Consider the following 16,647-nt stretch of genomic DNA (forward strand, 5'->3'; position numbering starts at 1 on the left):
GCTTCATGAGGCCGCCGTCCCGTCGGTGACCGTCGCGTCCACCGCGCCGCCCCGCACCCCGCCGAGACCGTCCTCGGCCCTGGTGGCCGGGGCCCGGACCGGTCCGGCCCGCGCGCTCGCCCGCGCCGGACCGAACGGCAGTCGCCACGGGAGCCCGCCGACCTCGACCTCGGCCACCACCTCGACGCCATCCGCCGAGCGGTCCACCGCGCAGGACACCAGTCCGGCGCCCTGCGCCGCAGCGATCCCGACGGCCCGACCGCAGCCGCCGTCCGGGTCCAGCAGCAGCCGGTCCGCGGCCGCCAGGGCCGCCAGGTCGGCGGCCGACTCGGCCCGGTGCCGGGCGGCGACCACCGCACCGACCGCGATGGTCGCGGCGAAGACTGCCGTACCCAGCATCGCCAGGGCCAGCAGCCAGACCGTCGCCGAACCCGTGTCCGCCGCGTACCCGTACCTGCCGGGCGCGGCCGCCCGAGCGGCGCGGACCCGCGCCGGCCACTGCGCTGCCCGTCGGGCGCCGGTCAGCCAGGCCACGGACCGCCACCTCCCTCCGTGGGGCCACCCAGCACGTCCTCCCGCGCGGCCACGGCCATCGCCCCGACCCGGACCGCGAGCAGCCCGCCGAGTCGGCCCGGCGCGGCGGACGGGGCATCCACGTCGACCCGCACCGTGTCCGCCGCGACCACCACCCGTACCCGCGCACCCGGCGGGGCCGCCGCACGGGCGAGCCCCTCGGCGTCCGGCTCCCCGCGTGCAGCCGCCCTGGCGCCGATACGAGCCGCGTCCACGCAGGTGATCTGCGCGACCGCCGCGAGTACGCCCCAGATCAGCATCGCCGCGAGCAGGACGAGCGCGGGCAGCACCACCGCCGTCTCCGCCGTGACGAAGCCCGCGTCGCCACGCCGCCGCGGCCCCGGACGCAGCCGCAGCCCCGCCCGGGGCCGCCCTCGGCTTCGCCTAGTGGCGGGGCTTCGCGGACCAGCGCTACGTCGCATGGAGCGCCCGTTCCAGCATCTCGGTCAGCGCCCCGGTGATGGCCGCACTGGTCACCACCTTGTACAGCCCGGCCGCGAGGGCGCACGCGCCCAAGGTCCCGACGGCGTATTCGGCCGTCGTCATCCCGGCGTCCGACCGTCGACGCTGAACCGCCCGGACCATCCGACGCACTCGACGCACCCGACGCACGGCCCCGCGGCTGTTTCGCCACCACGCCCCCGACACGTGCCGCAGCGGGCACCCGGTGACCGGCCTGATCATGATCACTGCAGTCATGAGTCTCTCCTCTTCTGCTCACTTCTGAATCTGCTCTGGCTCTTTCCGGCAGATCTGAGTCCAGGTCCGCCGATCACTCACATCGCTTGCGCGAAGCGGCTGGTGAGACCGATCACCACCGGCACCACCCCGATCAGGACGAAGGCCGGGAGGAAGCAGAGCCCGAGCGGGGCGGTGGCGAACACCGCGGCCCGACGGACCCGGGCATGGGCCGCGCGGGCAGCAGCCGCCCGCTGCGCCTGGGCCAGCCCGATCAGGGGACCGGCCACCGGGGCCCCGCCCAGGCTCGTCCGGACCAGGCAGTGCGCCAGCGGAGCCAGCGAGGGGTGCTGCTCGCCCAGCCGGGTCCAGCACAGCTCCGGCGGGCTGCCCAGGGCCAGTTCGGCCCCGATCGCCACCAGCCTCGGCCCCAGCGGCGCGCCCACACTCCGGCCCACCGCCGTCACCGCCGCCGAGGGCAGCGTCGCCGAGCCGAGACATGCCGCCAACAGCTCTGCTCCCAAGGGGAGCTGTCTGAGCATCAGCTCATCCTCCAGCGCCGCCCGCCGATCCGTCGGCGACCGAGCCCGGGCCGACCACCGATGGACGCCCACCACCGCCAGCACCCCGGCCACCGCTCCGACGCCACCCCCGAGCAGCAGCGCCACCGCCAGCCCCGCACCGACCGCCACTGCCACGCGCCGTCGAGGCCCAACTGCTCGGTCCCCCAGCCCGGTTCGAGTCCTCCCCTCCTCCCGCTCCCGCTCCAGCTCCCAGGCGAACGTCCGCCGCCCAGCCCTGTGCCGCACCGACCTCGCCACTGTCACCGCCGCCACCGCAGTCACCGGAAGCCCGGCCGACGCCCATCCGACTCCCCACATCACCTCACCCCCACTCCGGCACCGAGCGCCCGCACCCGCCCCCTCAGGAGCCCGCGACGCCCGCTCCGGCCCGGATCCGCGCCTTCGGCGCATCCGAAGGCCTCCAGCCCGCCCCGCGCCGCCGCCCGGACGATGCGGGCCGTCCAGAACACCCCCAGTCCCTCCAGAGCCGCCCCCATCGCAAGGCAGCCGAGCCCGGCCGATGTGTGCAGCAGAACCTCCAGCGGACGAGCCCCGAGCGCGCTGCCCAGCAGCAACCCCGCCACCGGCAGAGCGGCCAGGACCGCGATCGTCGCCCGCGGCCCGGCCAGCTCCCCGGTGATCTCCTCCGCCAGCGCCCGCTCACCGCGCAGCGCCTCCGCGACCCGGTCCAGCGCGGCAGCCAGTCCTGAGCCGCCGTCGGAGGCGACCCGCCAACAGGCCCCGATCGCTGCCGCCCCGCTCCCGCCCGGCAGTTCGGCCAGCAACCGGAGCGCCGCAGGGACGTCACCGCCGTAGCGGCCCGCCGCCAACCGGGCCACCGGCTCTGCACCGAGTCGGCCCAGCGCCTCCGGATCCGCGGCGAGCCGCGCGGTGACCAGGTGCAACGCCTGTTCCGGCGTCGAGCCGCTGCGCAACTCCCCGGCCAGCGCGGCGCAGAGCTCCACCACGGCAGCGGCCCGCTGCCCCGCCTCCACCGCCAGCCGCCGCCGCAGCCGCCACCTCCGCAGCGGCAGGACGGCCGGTACGGCCACGAGTACCGGCACCGGTGAGGCGGTGGCCTGTCCGACGACCAACCCCACTGGCAGCACCAACAATTCAGGCGCCAGCAGCTGCGGAAGCCGACCTCGCGCCCAGCGCACGGCCGCCAGGCCCGGCCCGTGCGCCGGAGGCCCGGCACCCGCCAGCAGCAGCCTGGAACGGCGCCCACCCGCCAGCTGCCCCTGAGCGGCCCGCCACCCGACAACAGCCAGCAGGCAGAGCATCAGAACCCAGCAGAGCGCGAACTGACTTCGCATCACTTCGATCACCTCCATCTCATCGCTCCTTCCGGCCCCACACCCCGAGCAGCACCAAGGCGGCCGTCGCGCATCCGGTCAGCAGCAGCACGAACCCGATCTCCACCAACCGCAGCTCCCGCGCCGCCTGGGCCGCCACCACCGACACCCCGCTCATGGCGCCCCCGCCCCGAGCACCACCCCGCGCGCAGCCAACAGCCCGACCAGCCGCTCCCAGCCCGCCCCGGGTACCAGCCCACCGGCCGCGGGGAACTCCACCGCCGGAGTGGTCACGGCCAGCCCGTCACGATCCCCGGCCAGCGTGTGGATCTCCGCCACCCGGCGTCGCCCCGAGCCCGGATCCCGGACCAGGTGCACCACCACGTCCAGCGCGGCCCGCAGTTGGCTGTGCAGCGCCGGCCGGTCGAGCCCGGCGAGCGAGCCCAGGGCCTCCAGCCGGACCGGCACATCCGCCGCCGTGTTGGCGTGGACGGTCCCGCAGCCGCCCTCGTGCCCGGTGTTGAGCGCGGCCAGCAGGTCCGAGACCTCGGCCCCGCGGACTTCGCCGATCACCAGCCGGTCCGGCCGCATCCGCAGCGCCTGCCGGACGAGGTCCCGCAGGGTGAACTCGCCCAGCCCCTCCTGGTTCGGCGGTCGGCTCTGCAACCGGACCACGTGCGGATGGGCGGGGCGCAACTCGGCGGAGTCCTCGGCGACCACGATCCGTTCGTCCGGCCCGACCAATCCGAGCAACGCCGCCAGCAGGGTCGTCTTGCCCGAGCCCGTTCCGCCGGAGACCAGCAGCGACAGCCGCGCCCGCACGATGCCGGCCAGCAGCTCGGCGCCCTCCGGGGGCAGCGCGCCGCCCGCCACCAACTCGTCGAGGTCGAACGGACGGGGCCGGCACACCCGCAGCGAGATGTGGGTGCAGCCGGCCGCGATCGGCGGCAGCACCGCGTGCAGCCGGGTGCCGTCCGGCAGCCGGGCGTCCACCCAGGGCCGGGCGTCGTCCAGGCGCCGCCCGGCCGCGGTCGCCAGCCGGTGGGCCAGCCTCCGCACCGCCTCGGCGTCGGCGAACCGGACTCCGGTGGCTCGGTGCAGGCCGCCGCCACGGTCGACCCACACTTCGTCCGGCCCGTTCACCAGCACGTCCGTGACGTCGGGCGCCGCCAGCAGCCGTTCCAGTGGGCCCGCACCCACCAGTTCGGCGCGCAGCGAGCGCACGGTGTCCAACACCTCGTCCCCGCCGAGCGGCGGCCGGGTGGCCCGCAGTACGGCCGCGACCGAGCCCGCCGTCGGGGCGGCCCCGGACTCGGCCAGCCGCAGCCGTACCGCGTCCACCAGCTCCGCCGCCCGCTCCTCGCGGGCCGTCCGGCCGTACGGGCAGGGCCCGTGCTCGGCCTGGGCCGACCCAGCGGGCGGCGGCACGCTCCGGAGCAGCCGGTGCTCACGCGCACCGTCTCCGGGGCCCGGGGCGGCGCCCCGGAGACCTGTCCTGCGCAGGCGGACCATCAGTACACACCTCCTCCGACCGCCGGCACCGGCGGCAGTACTTCGTTCAGGAAGGTCGCGCAGAAGCGCGCCAGCGGGCCGCCGTCCCGCATGCCGGGCGGGACACCCTTCTCGACGTCCTCGGCCAGGCCCGGTTCCGGTTCCAGCTCCCCGGCGAGCTCCAGCCGCAGCCCGCGCGCGATCCGGTGCGCCGGGAGCCCGCCGGGACGCACCGGCCGCACCACGGCCCGGACGTCCCCGAGCCGCATCCGCGCCGCCGACGCGACCCGATCGGCTGCCGCAACCGCGCGCAGTTCGGCCGGGACCACCAGCAGCGCCAGATCTGACTGCTCCAGCGCCTGCCCGGCGGCGGCGTCCAGGTGGCGAGGCACATCGACCACCACCAGACCGCCGCGCCGCCGGGAGGCGGCCAGCACGCTGCGCATGGCCTCCGGCGGCACCGTCAAGGTGTCGCCGCGGTCCCAGGACAGGCAGGACAGCGCGGACAGCCGTTTGAGGGCCGGCAGCGCCCGCACCAGCTCGGCCCCGCTGACCCGCCCGCGCGAAGTGGCCAGGTCGGGCCAGCGCAGCCCGCGGGCCGTCTCGCCGCCGAGCAGGACGTCCAGGCCCCCGCCCAGCGGATCACCGTCGAGGAGCATGGTCCGCCGCCCCGTCCGCGCGGCGGTGACCGCGAGGGCGCAGGCCAGGGTCGAGGCTCCGGCCCCGCCCCGGCCGCCGAGCACGGCCACGGTGACCGCCGGGGAGCCGACGCCTTCGGCCGCGTCCGCGATCCGGTCCAGCAGCCAGGCCTCGGCGTCGGGCAGGAACAGCACGTGCTCCGCGCCGAGTTGGACGGCTCTGACCCAGACCCCGGGATCATCGAGGTCCAGCCCGAGCAGCAGCACCCCGCCGCGCCTGCCGAGCCCGGCGCAGTGTTCCGCCTGGTCGTCCCCGACCAGGACCAGCGGGGCGCCCTCCCAAAGCTCGCGCGGCGGCGGCGCGCCCCTGATCAGCCGCGGCTCGGTGCCCGCCGCCGCGCAGACCCGCAGCAGGTGTTCGGCCAGGGCCTCGTCCCCGGTGACGACGAGCGGCCCGGCGGCCGCAGGGCCCTCAGCGGTGACCTGGTCGGCGATCGGTGTCGACATGGTGTGCTCCCCTCTGCGCCGCCGGCCGCCAGGGGCGGCTGCGGCGCGCGTCGGACGGTTCGGGCGGACGGCCGCCAGGCAGACCTCTGGGAGAGGAAGGGGGATGAGGCCCTGCCCGGCGACCGCCGCCGACCATCACGGTGGGGGGAGATCCGGATTCCGTCATCCGAGTTCCGATTGCCTGTGGATAACTCGTGGGCTGTGGATGAAAACGTTCACCCGGGCGGGGGGCTATTCGGCGAAGAATTGACGAAAGGGGCTCACGGAGATGAACCGGCCACCCGCCGGCCCCAGGCTCGACCGCCTTCCCGGCACCCCTTCACCGCCATCCCCGCCATCCCCGCCGGTCACCGGGACCACCCCGCGGAGCCGATCGGAACCAGCCGTCCGCCTCGTACATGACATGAGCAAATGGCGACGCAGAGTGACGAAAGGTGGTGGACGGACGGAGCCGTCGACACCACCCGTACACCGTCGGAAGAGGCCCCCGCAGAGCCGCCGCGAAGGGCCTTCAAGGCCTGAAAACGGCCCCGGACGTGCGACGACCCCCGCCGGGGGGGAGAGCGGGGGTCGTCTATCCACAGCCCGACTCGGGGGGGAGGAGCCGGACCGGGTTAGCACGGTCGCGAACGATCCGTGACTTCCATGGTGTACCCGAGCGGCCAGAAACACAAACCCGCACGCCCGTGAGTACACCGAATGGCGGGGTGTTTTGTGGCTCCCTCTATCCTCGGTTCCCGTGGACACCACCGAGAACGCCGACGACCACGCCGACGAGTCCCAGGGCGGCCCCACCGGACCCGGGGAGCCGAGCGCACCAGCCCGCCCCCGGCCGAACGGACTGCGGACGGCCGCCTTCTTCGACCTCGACAAGACCATCATCGCCAAGTCGAGTGCGCTGGCTTTCAGCCGCCCGTTCTACCAGGGCGGTCTGATCAACCGTCGGGCCGTGCTTCGCAGTGCGTACGCCCAGTTCGTCTTCCTGGTCGGCGGTGCGGACCACGACCAGATGGAGAAGATGCGCGAGTACCTCTCCGCGCTCACCCGGGGCTGGAACGTCCAGCAGGTCCGCGAGATCGTCGCCGAGACACTGCACAACCTGATCGATCCGATCATCTACGACGAGGCCGCCTCCCTGATCGAGCAGCACCACGCGGCCGGACGGGACGTGGTGATCGTCAGCAGCTCCGGCTCCGAGGTGGTCGAGCCAATCGGCGAACTGCTCGGCGCGGACCACGTGATCGCCACCCGGCTCAAGGTCGAGGACGGCTGCTACACCGGCGAGATCGAGTACTACGCCTACGCCGAGAACAAGGCGGCGGCCATCCGGGAGCTGGCCGGGACGGAGGGCTACGACCTGGCCCAGTCCTACGCCTACAGCGACTCCTCGACCGACCTGCCGCTGCTGGAGGCGGTCGGGCACCCCTCGGCCGTCAACCCCGACCGCGCGCTCCGCAAGGAGGCGCAGGCCCGGGAGTGGCCGGTGCTGGTCTTCGACCGGCCGGTGCAACTGCGCCGCCGGCTGCCCGAGTTCTCCGCGCCGAGCGGTTCGGTGCTGACCGCCGTGGCGATCGGGACGGCCGCCATGACCGCCGGGGTCATCTGGTACCTGGCGAGACGCCGCCGCCCCACGGCCTGAGGCACCCAGCGGGAAGCCGCGATCTAGCACGAGAACCACTGAAACGGGCATGTCGCCACAGACTTCCCGTTTCGGGTTCCCCTTTCGGCCGAAACGCGATACAAAGGAAGCACGGCCCGCGAGACCCGGTCAGGACCGAAGAGGTCAAACCGACAACGCAGTTCAGGCCCCACGGACCGCACGTACAGATATCCGAGCACCCACATGCAGCCGACCCGCTGTCGGGCCGCCGGACCAGACGAACGGGCAGGATCCCCGTCTGATCGGCACTTCCGGTGCATGCTTGGTCACCCGGTATCTGCACCAGCGGCGGCACCCAGCAGGATCAGGTGCCGCCGCATCTTCGTGTCCGCGGCGCCCATGACGCCCTCGGACCGGCCCAGGACTCAGGCCATCCCGCGCTGCATCGCCTCGCAGACCGCCGTACTCTCCCGCACCCCGAGCCGCAGCGCCCTTCCGCAGTGGGCGATCCAGGCCGCCATCCCCTCGGGCGTGCCCGCCAGGTAGCCCGCCAGGGCGCGCCGGTAGGTGTCGGTGCCGAGCTCGGCCAGACCGACCTCGGCGGGGCAGATCGACTTCGGGTCGAGGCCCTCCGCGATCAGCACGATCCGCTGGGCGGCGCGCGCGATCAGCCCGTTGTGGGCGCCGAACGGCCGTAGGGCGAGCAGTTCGCCGTGCACCACCGAGGCGACCACCAGGGCCGGGGTGCCCACGCCCTGGCCCTCGACACGGGCCACCAGCAGCCGGGAGAGCTGGTCCAGCCGGGCCGCGACCTCCTCCGCGCCGGGCGCGGGCGGCAGCACGGGCAGCGGGCCGTCCACGGCTTCCACGTCGACGCTCTCCACCGGCTCGAGCTCCAGCGGGAACAGCTCTTCGGCGGCCTCCCCCGCCCGGCGCGGCCGGCCAGCGGCCGGGTCGGCGTCGCCGACCGCGAGCAGGTGCAGCCGGGCCAGCACCTGCAGCGGCGAGTGCCGCCAGATGCTGAGCAGCTGACCCGCCTCGGCGGCGATCCGCAGGGCGGCGCCGACCGTACGGGCCTCGGCGTCCGCGCTGAAGTCGGTGCGGCGGCGGACCTCCTCCAGCGGCCAGTCGGCCCCGGCCACGGCTGCCGACGCACGGGCGCCGCGCAGCGCGGACTCGGAGGTGACCTCGGCCGCCCGGCGGCGCATCACCCGGTGGCCGTAGAGCCGGTCGACGGCCTTGCGCACCTCGGCCACGGCGTCGGGCACCCCGGGGAGCTGGGCCAACGGGGCGAGGGGATCTGTTCCAGTGCTCACCTACCCGAGAGTAATGAACGGGCGGCCCCTCCAGGAACAGCAACCCCGCATCACCCGTTAGAGGCAATCCTCACTTCCCTCCCCCGGCGGACCCCAACCCCCGGCTAGCATGTCCACTATCGGAGACGATAACGATTTCCAGTTAGGGGTGCCCCCCACACGCGCCCCTCAGCACGCGGCCCGCCCCCAGGGCCCAGAGCGAGAGCCGGAGCCCCAGATGAAGATCGCCTTCGTCGGCAAGGGCGGCAGCGGGAAGACCACGCTGTCCGCACTGTTCATCCGCCACCTGGCCGCCATCGGCCGCCCGGTCATCGCCGTCGACGCCGACATCAACCAGCACCTGGGCCCCGCACTCGGGCTGACGGACAGCCAGGCCGCCGACCTGCCCTCGCTCGGCGCGCACCTGCCGGAGATCAAGGACTACCTGCGCGGCAGCAACCCGCTGATCCGTTCGGCCGAAGAGATGATCAAAACCACGCCGCCCGGCCGTGGTTCACGCCTGCTGCGGATCGTCGAGGAGAACCCGGTCTACACCGCGTGCGCCCGCCCGATCGCCCTGGACGAGGGCTCGGTCCGGCTGCTGGCGACCGGCGCGTTCACCGAGGCGGACCTCGGGGTGGCCTGCTACCACTCCAAGGTCGGCGCGGTGGAGCTGCTGCTCAACCACCTGCTGGACGGCCCCGACGAGTACCTGGTCACCGACATGACGGCCGGCTCGGACTCCTTCGCCTCCGGCCTGTTCACCCGCTTCGACCTGACCTTCCTGGTCGCCGAGCCGACCCGCAAGGGCGTCTCGGTCTACCGCCAGTACAAGGACTACGCCCGGGACTTCGGCGTGCAGCTGCGGGTCATCGGCAACAAGGTGCAGGGCCCGGACGACCTGGCCTTCCTGCGCCGCGAGGTCGGCGAGGACCTGCTCACGACCTTCGGGCAGTCGGACTGGGTGCGCCGCCTGGAACAGGGCGCCGAGCCACCGCTGAAGTCCCTGGAGCCGGACAACCGGGCCGTACTGGAAGAACTGCGGGCCGAGGCCGAGGCGGCGTACGGGCTGCGCGACGCGCGCCGTTACACCGAGCAGGCCGTGCTGTTCCACCGGCGCAACGCGGAGAGCTGGGCCAACGCCAAGACGGGCGTCGACCTCGCGACCCAGGTGGACGAGGACTTCGTACTGGGCGGCTTTCCCGGCGAGTTCGCGGCCGACGGCGCGCCGGCCACCCCCGCGGGAGCCACCGCCTGACGCCATCGCGCACGGCACCGCCAATCGACCGGACGGGTCGCGGCCCCCCTCACCTCGGGGAAGGCCGCGGCCCGTTCGCCGTACCGGCCCCCGGCCCCGACAACTGCTCCGCAACCCGGCCAGAGCCGCCCACCAGCAGATTCCCGTCGGTTCGAATACCACCCAATGGGGTGAACCAGCGACATTCCACTTCCCTCCGGGAACGACGCTGTGCAAAGCTTTCATTACTCTCGGTTTACCGAGTCTTGATGGCCCGTCCCGACGGCCACGGCGAGACATCCCGCACCTCGCCCCCGGCCCCTGGTGGGCCCAGATGGTCAACGCCGGCCGGTGACACCCGCATTCCCCGCCGTGCGCACGCCATCCCGCCACACCGTCGCAACCCACGACAGCCGATCCGCCCCCGAGCCCCACCCCGGACTCACCGCCGGACCTGACTGCGTTCGTTCCCCGGACAGACGGGAAGACCATGACCCTCGACATCTCCAGCGCACCCATCGCCTCCGACACCACCGACCACGCGCCACCGGGCCCGGGCCCCGGCGCCCGGGCCCGGTGGGCGCACGACCTGTCCGCCTCCCTGGTGGTCTTCCTGATCGCCGTGCCGTTCTCCCTCGGCATCGCGCTCGCCACCGGCGCCCCGCTCACCGCGGGGCTGGCCGCGGCGGCCGTGGGCGGCATCGTGGTCGGACTATCCGGCGGCACCCCATTGATGGTCAGCGGCCCCTCCGCCGCGCTGACCGTCATCACCGCCGGGCTGATCGCCCAGTACGGCTGGCGGGCCACGTGTGCCGTCACCGTCGCCGCCGGAATGCTCCAACTCCTGCTCGGCGCACGCCGGGTGGCCCGGACGGCGCTCGCCGTCTCGCCCGCGATCGTGCACGGGATGCTCGCCGGGGTGGGGCTCACCATCGCCATCGCGCAACTGCACGTCGTCCTGGGCGGCTCCCCGCAGAGCTCGGCGTTCGCCAACCTCCTCGCACTGCCGGAGCAGTTGGCCGGCCCGCACCCATCCGCGCTGCTGGCCGGCACGGTGACGGTGGCGGTGCTGCTGGGCTGGCCGCGACTCGGCCGACTCCCCGGCCGCGCAGGGGAGTTCGGCGCCCGCCTGGCCAAGGTGCCCGGCCCGCTGGCCGCCGTGGCCGTCGCCACCACGCTCGCCCTCGCCCTGGACCTGCGGGTCGCCCACATCGAACTGCCCGCCTGGCAGCCGCAGTCGCTCGTACCCGTGCTGCCGCACGGTTCGCTCGCCGGGGTGCTCGCCGCCGTCCTCACCGTGACCGCCGTCGCGAGCGTGGAGTCACTGCTGTCGGCCGTGGCCGTGGACCGGATGTCCCAGCGCACCGGCGACCTCGATCGCGAGCTGCGCGGACAGGGCCTGGCCAACCTGGTCAGCGGGCTGGTCGGCGGACTGCCGATCGCCGGCGGCGCCGTCCGCAGCACCGCCAACGTGCGGGCCGGCGGGCAGACCAGGTGGGCCTCGGTGCTGCACGGCGTCTGGGTGCTCGCCGCCGCGCTGGCGCTGACCGGCGGGCTGCGCCGGATCCCGCTGGCCGCCCTGGCCGCCCTGGTGCTGGTGGTCGGGCTGCAGATGGTGAGCTTCGCGCACATCCGCAACGTGCACCGGCACCGCGAGTTCCCGGTCTACCTGATCACCCTGCTCGCCGTGGTGGCCTTCGGCGTCCTCTGGGGCGTGGGCCTCGGTGCGGCCACCGCCGTACTGCTCGCGCTGTACCGGCTGACCCGCGCCCACGTGGACGTCGGATCCGGCCCCGACGGCTCGGTCACCGTCCAGACCCACGGACCGCTCACCTTCACCGCCGTCCCCCGGCTGAGCCGGGCGCTGGCCGGGATCCCGGTGGGCGCCGAGGTCACCGTGGTGCACGACGGCTCCTTCCTGGACCACGCCGCGTACGAGACGCTGCACGACTGGCGCACCGGGCACCAGGCCGCGGGCGGGCGGGTCACGATGGTGACGCGGCGCCAGGACGACGGGGTGCTCGACCCCGACGGCACCGTACGCGCGGGCAGTTCACCGGGCCCGCACCGCTGCCGGGCCTGGACGCCATGGGTCGGACACCACTGCATCGAACAGCAGGAGGACCCGCACGGTCGGCTGCTCGACGGCGTCCGGGTGTTCCAGCAGCACACCGCCCCGCTGGTCAGGCCCGAACTCGCCCGGCTGGCCCGGGAGGGGCAGACACCCTCCCAACTCTTCCTGGCCTGCGCGGACTCCCGGATGGTGACCAGCATGATCACCAACAGCGGCCCGGGCGACCTGTTCACCGTCCGGAACGTGGGCAACCTGGTGCCGGCCCCGTTCGAGCCCGGCGCGGCCGACGACTCGGTGGCCGCCGCGGTGCAGTACGCCGTCGAGGCGCTGGAGGTGCGCTCGATCACGGTCTGCGGCCACTCCGGCTGCGGTGCGATGAAGGCCCTGCTGGACGGCGTGCACGAGCGCCCCGGACCGCCCACCCCGCTGACCCGCTGGCTGCGCAACGGCCGCGGTTCGCTGGACCGGCTCCGACGGGCCCCGGCCGAGTTCGCCGACCGGCCGGTGGCGGACCTCGCGGAGCAGCTCTGCCTCACCAATGTGGTGCAGCAGCTGGACCAGCTGATGGCGAATCCGGCGGTGGAGCGCCGGGTCGAGGAGGGCAGCCTGCGACTGATCGGGATGTACTTCGACTTCGCCACCGCCCAGGCCTACGTCCTCGACCGAGCCGCCGGAACGTTCAGCCCGGTCGAGGCCCGGGTGGAAGGGGATTCGGCCGAACGGGTGAGAAACGACGGCCGGCTTCCGGTCGACGGCAGCGAGGAGGGCCCCCAGCTGGCCGCCTGAGAGCCGGGTCCGTGTCTCCGCCGGGCGGGCCGGGGCACGGGCCCACCGGCCATCGCGCGGCCTGCCGCCCCGTGCGGCGGGCTGCGCGGTCAGCCGTTCGATGATCGGTTAAAGGTCTACACCAATTCCAAGGAGCCTCTTGTCAAGTGGCCTGTTCGCCTGGTGAGCTTGTGCGCTGGGACACGCGGGCCGATCCCCACGCACGGGAACGCCCCGGATCATGAACTCGATGAGGAGTGCGCGTTGAGCAACGAGAGCCTGGCCAACCTGCTCAAGGAGGAGCGGCGTTTCGCCCCGCCGGCAGAGCTCGCCGCAGCCGCCAACGTCACCGCGGCCGCGTACGCGCAGGCCTCCGAGGACCGCCTGGGCTTCTGGGCCGAGCAGGCCCGCCGCCTCAGCTGGGCCGTCGAGCCGACCGAGACCCTCGACTGGTCCAACCCGCCGTTCGCCAAGTGGTTCGCCGACGGCAAGCTCAACGTGGCCTACAACTGCGTCGACCGCCACGTCGAGAACGGGCTCGGCGACCGGGTCGCCATCCACTTCGAGGGCGAGCCCGGCGACAGCCGCTCGATCACCTACGCCCAGCTCAAGGACGAGGTCTCGCAGGCCGCCAACGCCCTGCTGGAGCTCGGTGTCCGCAAGGGCGACCGGGTCGCGGTCTACCTGCCGATGATCGCCGAGGCGGTCGTCGCGATGCTCGCCTGTGCCCGGATCGGCGCCACCCACTCGGTGGTCTTCGGCGGCTTCTCCGCCGACGCCGTCGCCTCCCGCATCCAGGACGCCCAGGCCAAGCTCGTCATCACCGCCGACGGCGGCTACCGCCGCGGCAAGCCCTCCGCGCTCAAGCCGGCCATCGACGAGGCACTCACCAAGGTCGACGGCGTCGAGCACGTCCTGGTGATCCGCCGCACCGAGCAGGAGATCGCCTGGACCGAGGGCCGCGACGTCTGGTGGCACGAGATCACCGCGCGTCAGTCCACCGAGCACGCCCCCGAGGCGCACGACGCCGAGCACCCGCTGTTCATCCTCTACACCTCGGGCACCACCGGTAAGCCCAAGGGCATCCTGCACACCTCGGGCGGCTACCTCACCCAGGCCAGCTACACGCACCACGCGGTCTTCGACCTCAAGCCGGAGACCGACGTCTACTGGTGCACCGCCGACATCGGCTGGGTCACCGGCCACTCGTACATCGTCTACGGCCCGCTCTCCAACGGCGCCACCCAGGTCATCTACGAGGGCACCCCGGACACCCCGCACCAGGGCCGGTTCTGGGAGATCGTCCAGAAGTACGGGGTGACGATCCTCTACACCGCGCCGACCGCGATCCGCACCTTCATGAAGTGGGGCGACGACATCCCCGCGAAGTTCGACCTGTCCTCGCTGCGGGTGCTGGGCAGCGTCGGCGAGCCGATCAACCCCGAGGCGTGGATCTGGTACCGCGAACACATCGGCGGCGGCACCTGCCCGATCGTGGACACCTGGTGGCAGACCGAGACCGGCGCCATGATGATCAGCCCGCTGCCGGGAGTCACCGAGACCAAGCCGGGCTCGGCCCAGCGTGCCCTGCCGGGCATCGCGGCCACCGTGGTGGACGACGAGGCCAACGAGGTGCCGAACGGCTCCGGCGGTTACCTGGTGCTCACCGAGCCGTGGCCGTCCATGCTCCGCACCATCTGGGGCGACGACCAGCGCTACATCGACACCTACTGGTCGCGCTTCGAGGGCCGCTACTTCGCCGGTGACGGCGCCAAGAAGGACGAGGACGGCGACATCTGGCTGCTCGGCCGGGTCGACGACGTCATGCTGGTATCGGGCCACAACATCTCCACCACCGAGGTCGAGTCGGCCCTGGTCGGCCACCCGTCGGTGGCCGAGTCCGCCGTCGTCGGCGCCACCGACGCGACCACCGGCCAGGCCATCGTCGCCTTCGTGATCCTGCGCGGCGGCGCCACCGAGAGCCCCGAGCTGGTCGAGGAGCTGCGGGCGCACGTCGGCCGCACGCTCGGCCCGATCGCCAAGCCGAAGCAGATCAAGGTGGTCGGCGAGCTGCCGAAGACCCGCTCCGGCAAGATCATGCGCCGCCTGCTGCGCGACATCGCCGAGGGCCGCGAGGTCGGTGACACCACCACCCTCGCCGACAGCTCGGTGATGAGCCAGATCCAGGCCCAGCTGCCGCCGCACGGCAACAACAGCTGAGTGCAGTCCTGACGGCCTGGCGGTCCGGCACCCACCGATAGTCGGAGGGTCAACCGGCCGGACGGCCCGAAGGCCGGGCGGCGCCCCGCAGCACGGGGCACCGCAGGTCGAGCGGGCCCGAGCAGTGAGCGGGGCCCCGGGCGGTGATCACTGCCCGGGGCCCCGTCATCACGCCCATCCGGGGATCACGCCCCCGTGCCCTCCTCAGCCGCCGGGCCCGTCCCCGGCCCGCGCTGCGCAGTCAGGGCGCTCAGGGTCTCGTACGCGCCCTGGACGAAGCCCCGGCCGCGCGCGATCCGCGCGCCCGAGCGCGCCCCGGTCAGCACCGCCAGCCCGACCTGGGCCCGGGGGCTGAACCCGACGAAGGCGCTGCACCCCCGGGTCGACCCGGCGTGGAACACCAGTTCCTCGGCTCCGTCCGCCAGCTGCCGCTCCACCGGACCGACCAGGTCGCCGATGCCCTCGCCGTTGCCATTGCCGCCGCCGTCGCAGCCGGCGCCGCCACAAGCGCCGCCATCGCAATCGCCGGCGTCACCGCCGAACTGACCGGCCGACAGGCGCTGGGTCCAGCCAAGGCAGAGCCGGGTGCCGCCCCGGCGCCGCCCCACCCGCGGCCGTCGGACCTCGCCGAGCGCCGTCCGCAGCGCCGCCGCGTCGGTCCGTTCGGACAGCGGCACGGCGTCCAGCGACAGGTGCGCCTGCAGATAGCGGAGCATGTCGTCGGCGGTGGAGCGCAGGGCCGAGGCGCCCGGCAGGGCGGGCAGCCGGAAGGAGGGCACCCGGCGCCCCCGCCGGTAACCGGCGACGTCCTCCCGGCCGGGGCCGCAGGAGGTGTCCACCAGGCCGAGCGGCCCGCAGACCCGGGCGGCCAGCAGGTCGTCGTAGCGCTGCCCGGCCGCGTTGGCCAGCAACAGTCCGAGCAGCCCGCAGCCGAGGTTGGAGTAGCGCACCTGGGTGCCCGGGGTCCCCCGGACCGGGGTCCGGGGCAGCGCCCCGAGCAGGTGCGCCGGCCCGAACGTGGCGTACGGGCGGGTGAACCAGCGAGGGGCCGTGGCCGGCAGCAGGCCGACCGGCAGCCGGGGCAGGCCCGAGGTGTGGGTGGCCAGGTGGAGCAGGGTGATCGGCCGCTCCTGCGGGTAGCCGGGGACGGCGTTCGCGGGCAGGTAGCGGTCGATCGGGTCGTCGTAGCGGACCTCGCCGCGGGCGGCCATCTCGGCGAGCAGCAGCGCGGTGAAGGTCTTGGTCACGGATCCGAGCTCGAACCGGGTGTCGGCCCGGACGGGGTGGAGCCCGGAGCGGTCGGAGTGCCCGCGGCAGGCGACCGTCCGTTCGTCACCGCGGATCACCGCGACGGCGACGCCGCCGTCCGGACCGGCGGTGCGGAACAGCGGGCGGAGCAGCCGGTCGAGGTCGGCAGGGATCTCGGGGAGGTCCGGGGAATCGTCCGAGGGGAGGCCCGGGGAGCCCTCCGGCGGGGGCTCCGGACGATCCTCCGGGAGAAGTCCGGGGAGGAGTCCCGGGAGCGCGACCGACCGCGGCTCGGGGCCGTTCGGATCGGCGGGCTCACCGGATAAGAGGGGCGGTTGGGGCATGGTGGTGCCGCCACCGGGCATGGTCGTGCCTCCAGCAGGTACAGCGGGAACAGCGGGGTGGGAAGGGGGATGCGCACCGGCCCGAACCGGGCGGGCGCCTGCCACCGACCCTAGGGAGC

General features: G+C 74.0%; 14 protein-coding genes. 4 read left to right on the forward strand and 10 right to left on the reverse strand.

Going from position 1 to position 16,647, the window contains the following annotated elements; translation table 11 throughout:
* Nucleotides 1-3 precede the first annotated feature (3 nt).
* The 8 genes from ACZ7BZ_RS20455 to ssd all read right to left on the reverse strand — a co-directional run bounded on the left by ACZ7BZ_RS20455 (nucleotide 4) and on the right by ssd (nucleotide 5,745).
* The gene (locus ACZ7BZ_RS20455; protein WP_470359482.1) at nucleotides 4-534 is read right to left on the reverse strand and encodes an Rv3654c family TadE-like protein; all 531 of its coding nucleotides are present in this window, start codon (nucleotides 532-534) and stop codon (nucleotides 4-6) included.
* Nucleotides 522-929, reverse strand: coding sequence for a TadE family type IV pilus minor pilin (locus ACZ7BZ_RS20460; protein WP_470359515.1), 408 nt, complete (start codon nucleotides 927-929; stop codon nucleotides 522-524). The genes ACZ7BZ_RS20455 and ACZ7BZ_RS20460 overlap by 13 nt, the downstream gene beginning before the upstream one ends.
* 55 nt (nucleotides 930-984) lie before the next feature.
* On the reverse strand, nucleotides 985-1,272 hold the full coding sequence (locus ACZ7BZ_RS20465; RefSeq protein ID WP_470359483.1) for a DUF4244 domain-containing protein: 288 nt from the start codon (nucleotides 1,270-1,272) through the stop codon (nucleotides 985-987).
* A 77-nt stretch (nucleotides 1,273-1,349) separates the two neighbouring features.
* Nucleotides 1,350-1,793 carry a type II secretion system F family protein gene (locus ACZ7BZ_RS20470; RefSeq protein WP_470359484.1) on the reverse strand — a complete coding sequence of 148 codons (444 nt, stop codon included), beginning with the start codon at nucleotides 1,791-1,793 and terminating at the stop codon, nucleotides 1,350-1,352.
* 338 nt (nucleotides 1,794-2,131) lie between these two features.
* Nucleotides 2,132-3,148, reverse strand: a complete 1,017-nt coding sequence (locus ACZ7BZ_RS20475; protein ID WP_470359485.1) for a type II secretion system F family protein — start codon at nucleotides 3,146-3,148, stop codon at nucleotides 2,132-2,134.
* Between the two features lies 1 nt (nucleotide 3,149).
* A complete protein-coding gene (locus ACZ7BZ_RS20480; protein ID WP_470359486.1) occupies nucleotides 3,150-3,287 on the reverse strand; it encodes a hypothetical protein in 138 nt (45 codons plus the stop codon).
* Nucleotides 3,284-4,537, reverse strand: coding sequence for a TadA family conjugal transfer-associated ATPase (locus ACZ7BZ_RS20485; RefSeq protein ID WP_470359487.1), 1,254 nt, complete (start codon nucleotides 4,535-4,537; stop codon nucleotides 3,284-3,286). The genes ACZ7BZ_RS20480 and ACZ7BZ_RS20485 overlap by 4 nt, the downstream gene beginning before the upstream one ends.
* Nucleotides 4,538-4,620: 83 nt before the next feature.
* Nucleotides 4,621-5,745 (reverse strand): septum site-determining protein Ssd, encoded by a 1,125-nt coding sequence (gene ssd / locus ACZ7BZ_RS20490; RefSeq protein WP_470359488.1) that lies wholly within the window; start codon nucleotides 5,743-5,745, stop codon nucleotides 4,621-4,623.
* An 841-nt stretch (nucleotides 5,746-6,586) separates the two neighbouring features.
* Here ssd and ACZ7BZ_RS20495 point away from each other — a divergent pair.
* Nucleotides 6,587-7,384: an HAD family hydrolase gene (locus ACZ7BZ_RS20495; protein WP_470359516.1), complete on the forward strand. Its 798-nt coding sequence runs from the start codon at nucleotides 6,587-6,589 to the stop codon at nucleotides 7,382-7,384.
* 386 nt (nucleotides 7,385-7,770) lie between these two features.
* Here ACZ7BZ_RS20495 and ACZ7BZ_RS20500 read toward each other — a convergent pair whose 3' ends face one another.
* On the reverse strand, nucleotides 7,771-8,661 hold the full coding sequence (locus ACZ7BZ_RS20500; protein ID WP_380451339.1) for a Fic family protein: 891 nt from the start codon (nucleotides 8,659-8,661) through the stop codon (nucleotides 7,771-7,773).
* Nucleotides 8,662-8,878: 217 nt separating this feature from the next.
* Between ACZ7BZ_RS20500 and ACZ7BZ_RS20505 the strand changes: the two genes are divergently transcribed.
* From ACZ7BZ_RS20505 to acs, 3 genes are all read left to right on the forward strand, one after another.
* Nucleotides 8,879-9,898 carry an ATP-binding protein gene (locus ACZ7BZ_RS20505; protein ID WP_470359489.1) on the forward strand — a complete coding sequence of 340 codons (1,020 nt, stop codon included), beginning with the start codon at nucleotides 8,879-8,881 and terminating at the stop codon, nucleotides 9,896-9,898.
* 469 nt (nucleotides 9,899-10,367) lie between these two features.
* Nucleotides 10,368-12,737 (forward strand): SulP family inorganic anion transporter, encoded by a 2,370-nt coding sequence (locus tag ACZ7BZ_RS20510; protein WP_470359490.1) that lies wholly within the window; start codon nucleotides 10,368-10,370, stop codon nucleotides 12,735-12,737.
* 243 nt (nucleotides 12,738-12,980) lie between these two features.
* Nucleotides 12,981-14,936, forward strand: coding sequence for an acetate--CoA ligase (gene acs / locus ACZ7BZ_RS20515; RefSeq protein ID WP_470359491.1), 1,956 nt, complete (start codon nucleotides 12,981-12,983; stop codon nucleotides 14,934-14,936).
* 185 nt (nucleotides 14,937-15,121) lie between these two features.
* Here acs and ACZ7BZ_RS20520 read toward each other — a convergent pair whose 3' ends face one another.
* Complete coding sequence (locus ACZ7BZ_RS20520; protein ID WP_470359492.1) at nucleotides 15,122-16,549, reverse strand: serine hydrolase domain-containing protein; 1,428 nt, start codon at nucleotides 16,547-16,549, stop codon at nucleotides 15,122-15,124.
* Nucleotides 16,550-16,647 lie beyond the last annotated feature (98 nt).

Source organism: Kitasatospora sp. NPDC036934 (genome assembly GCF_055608425.1).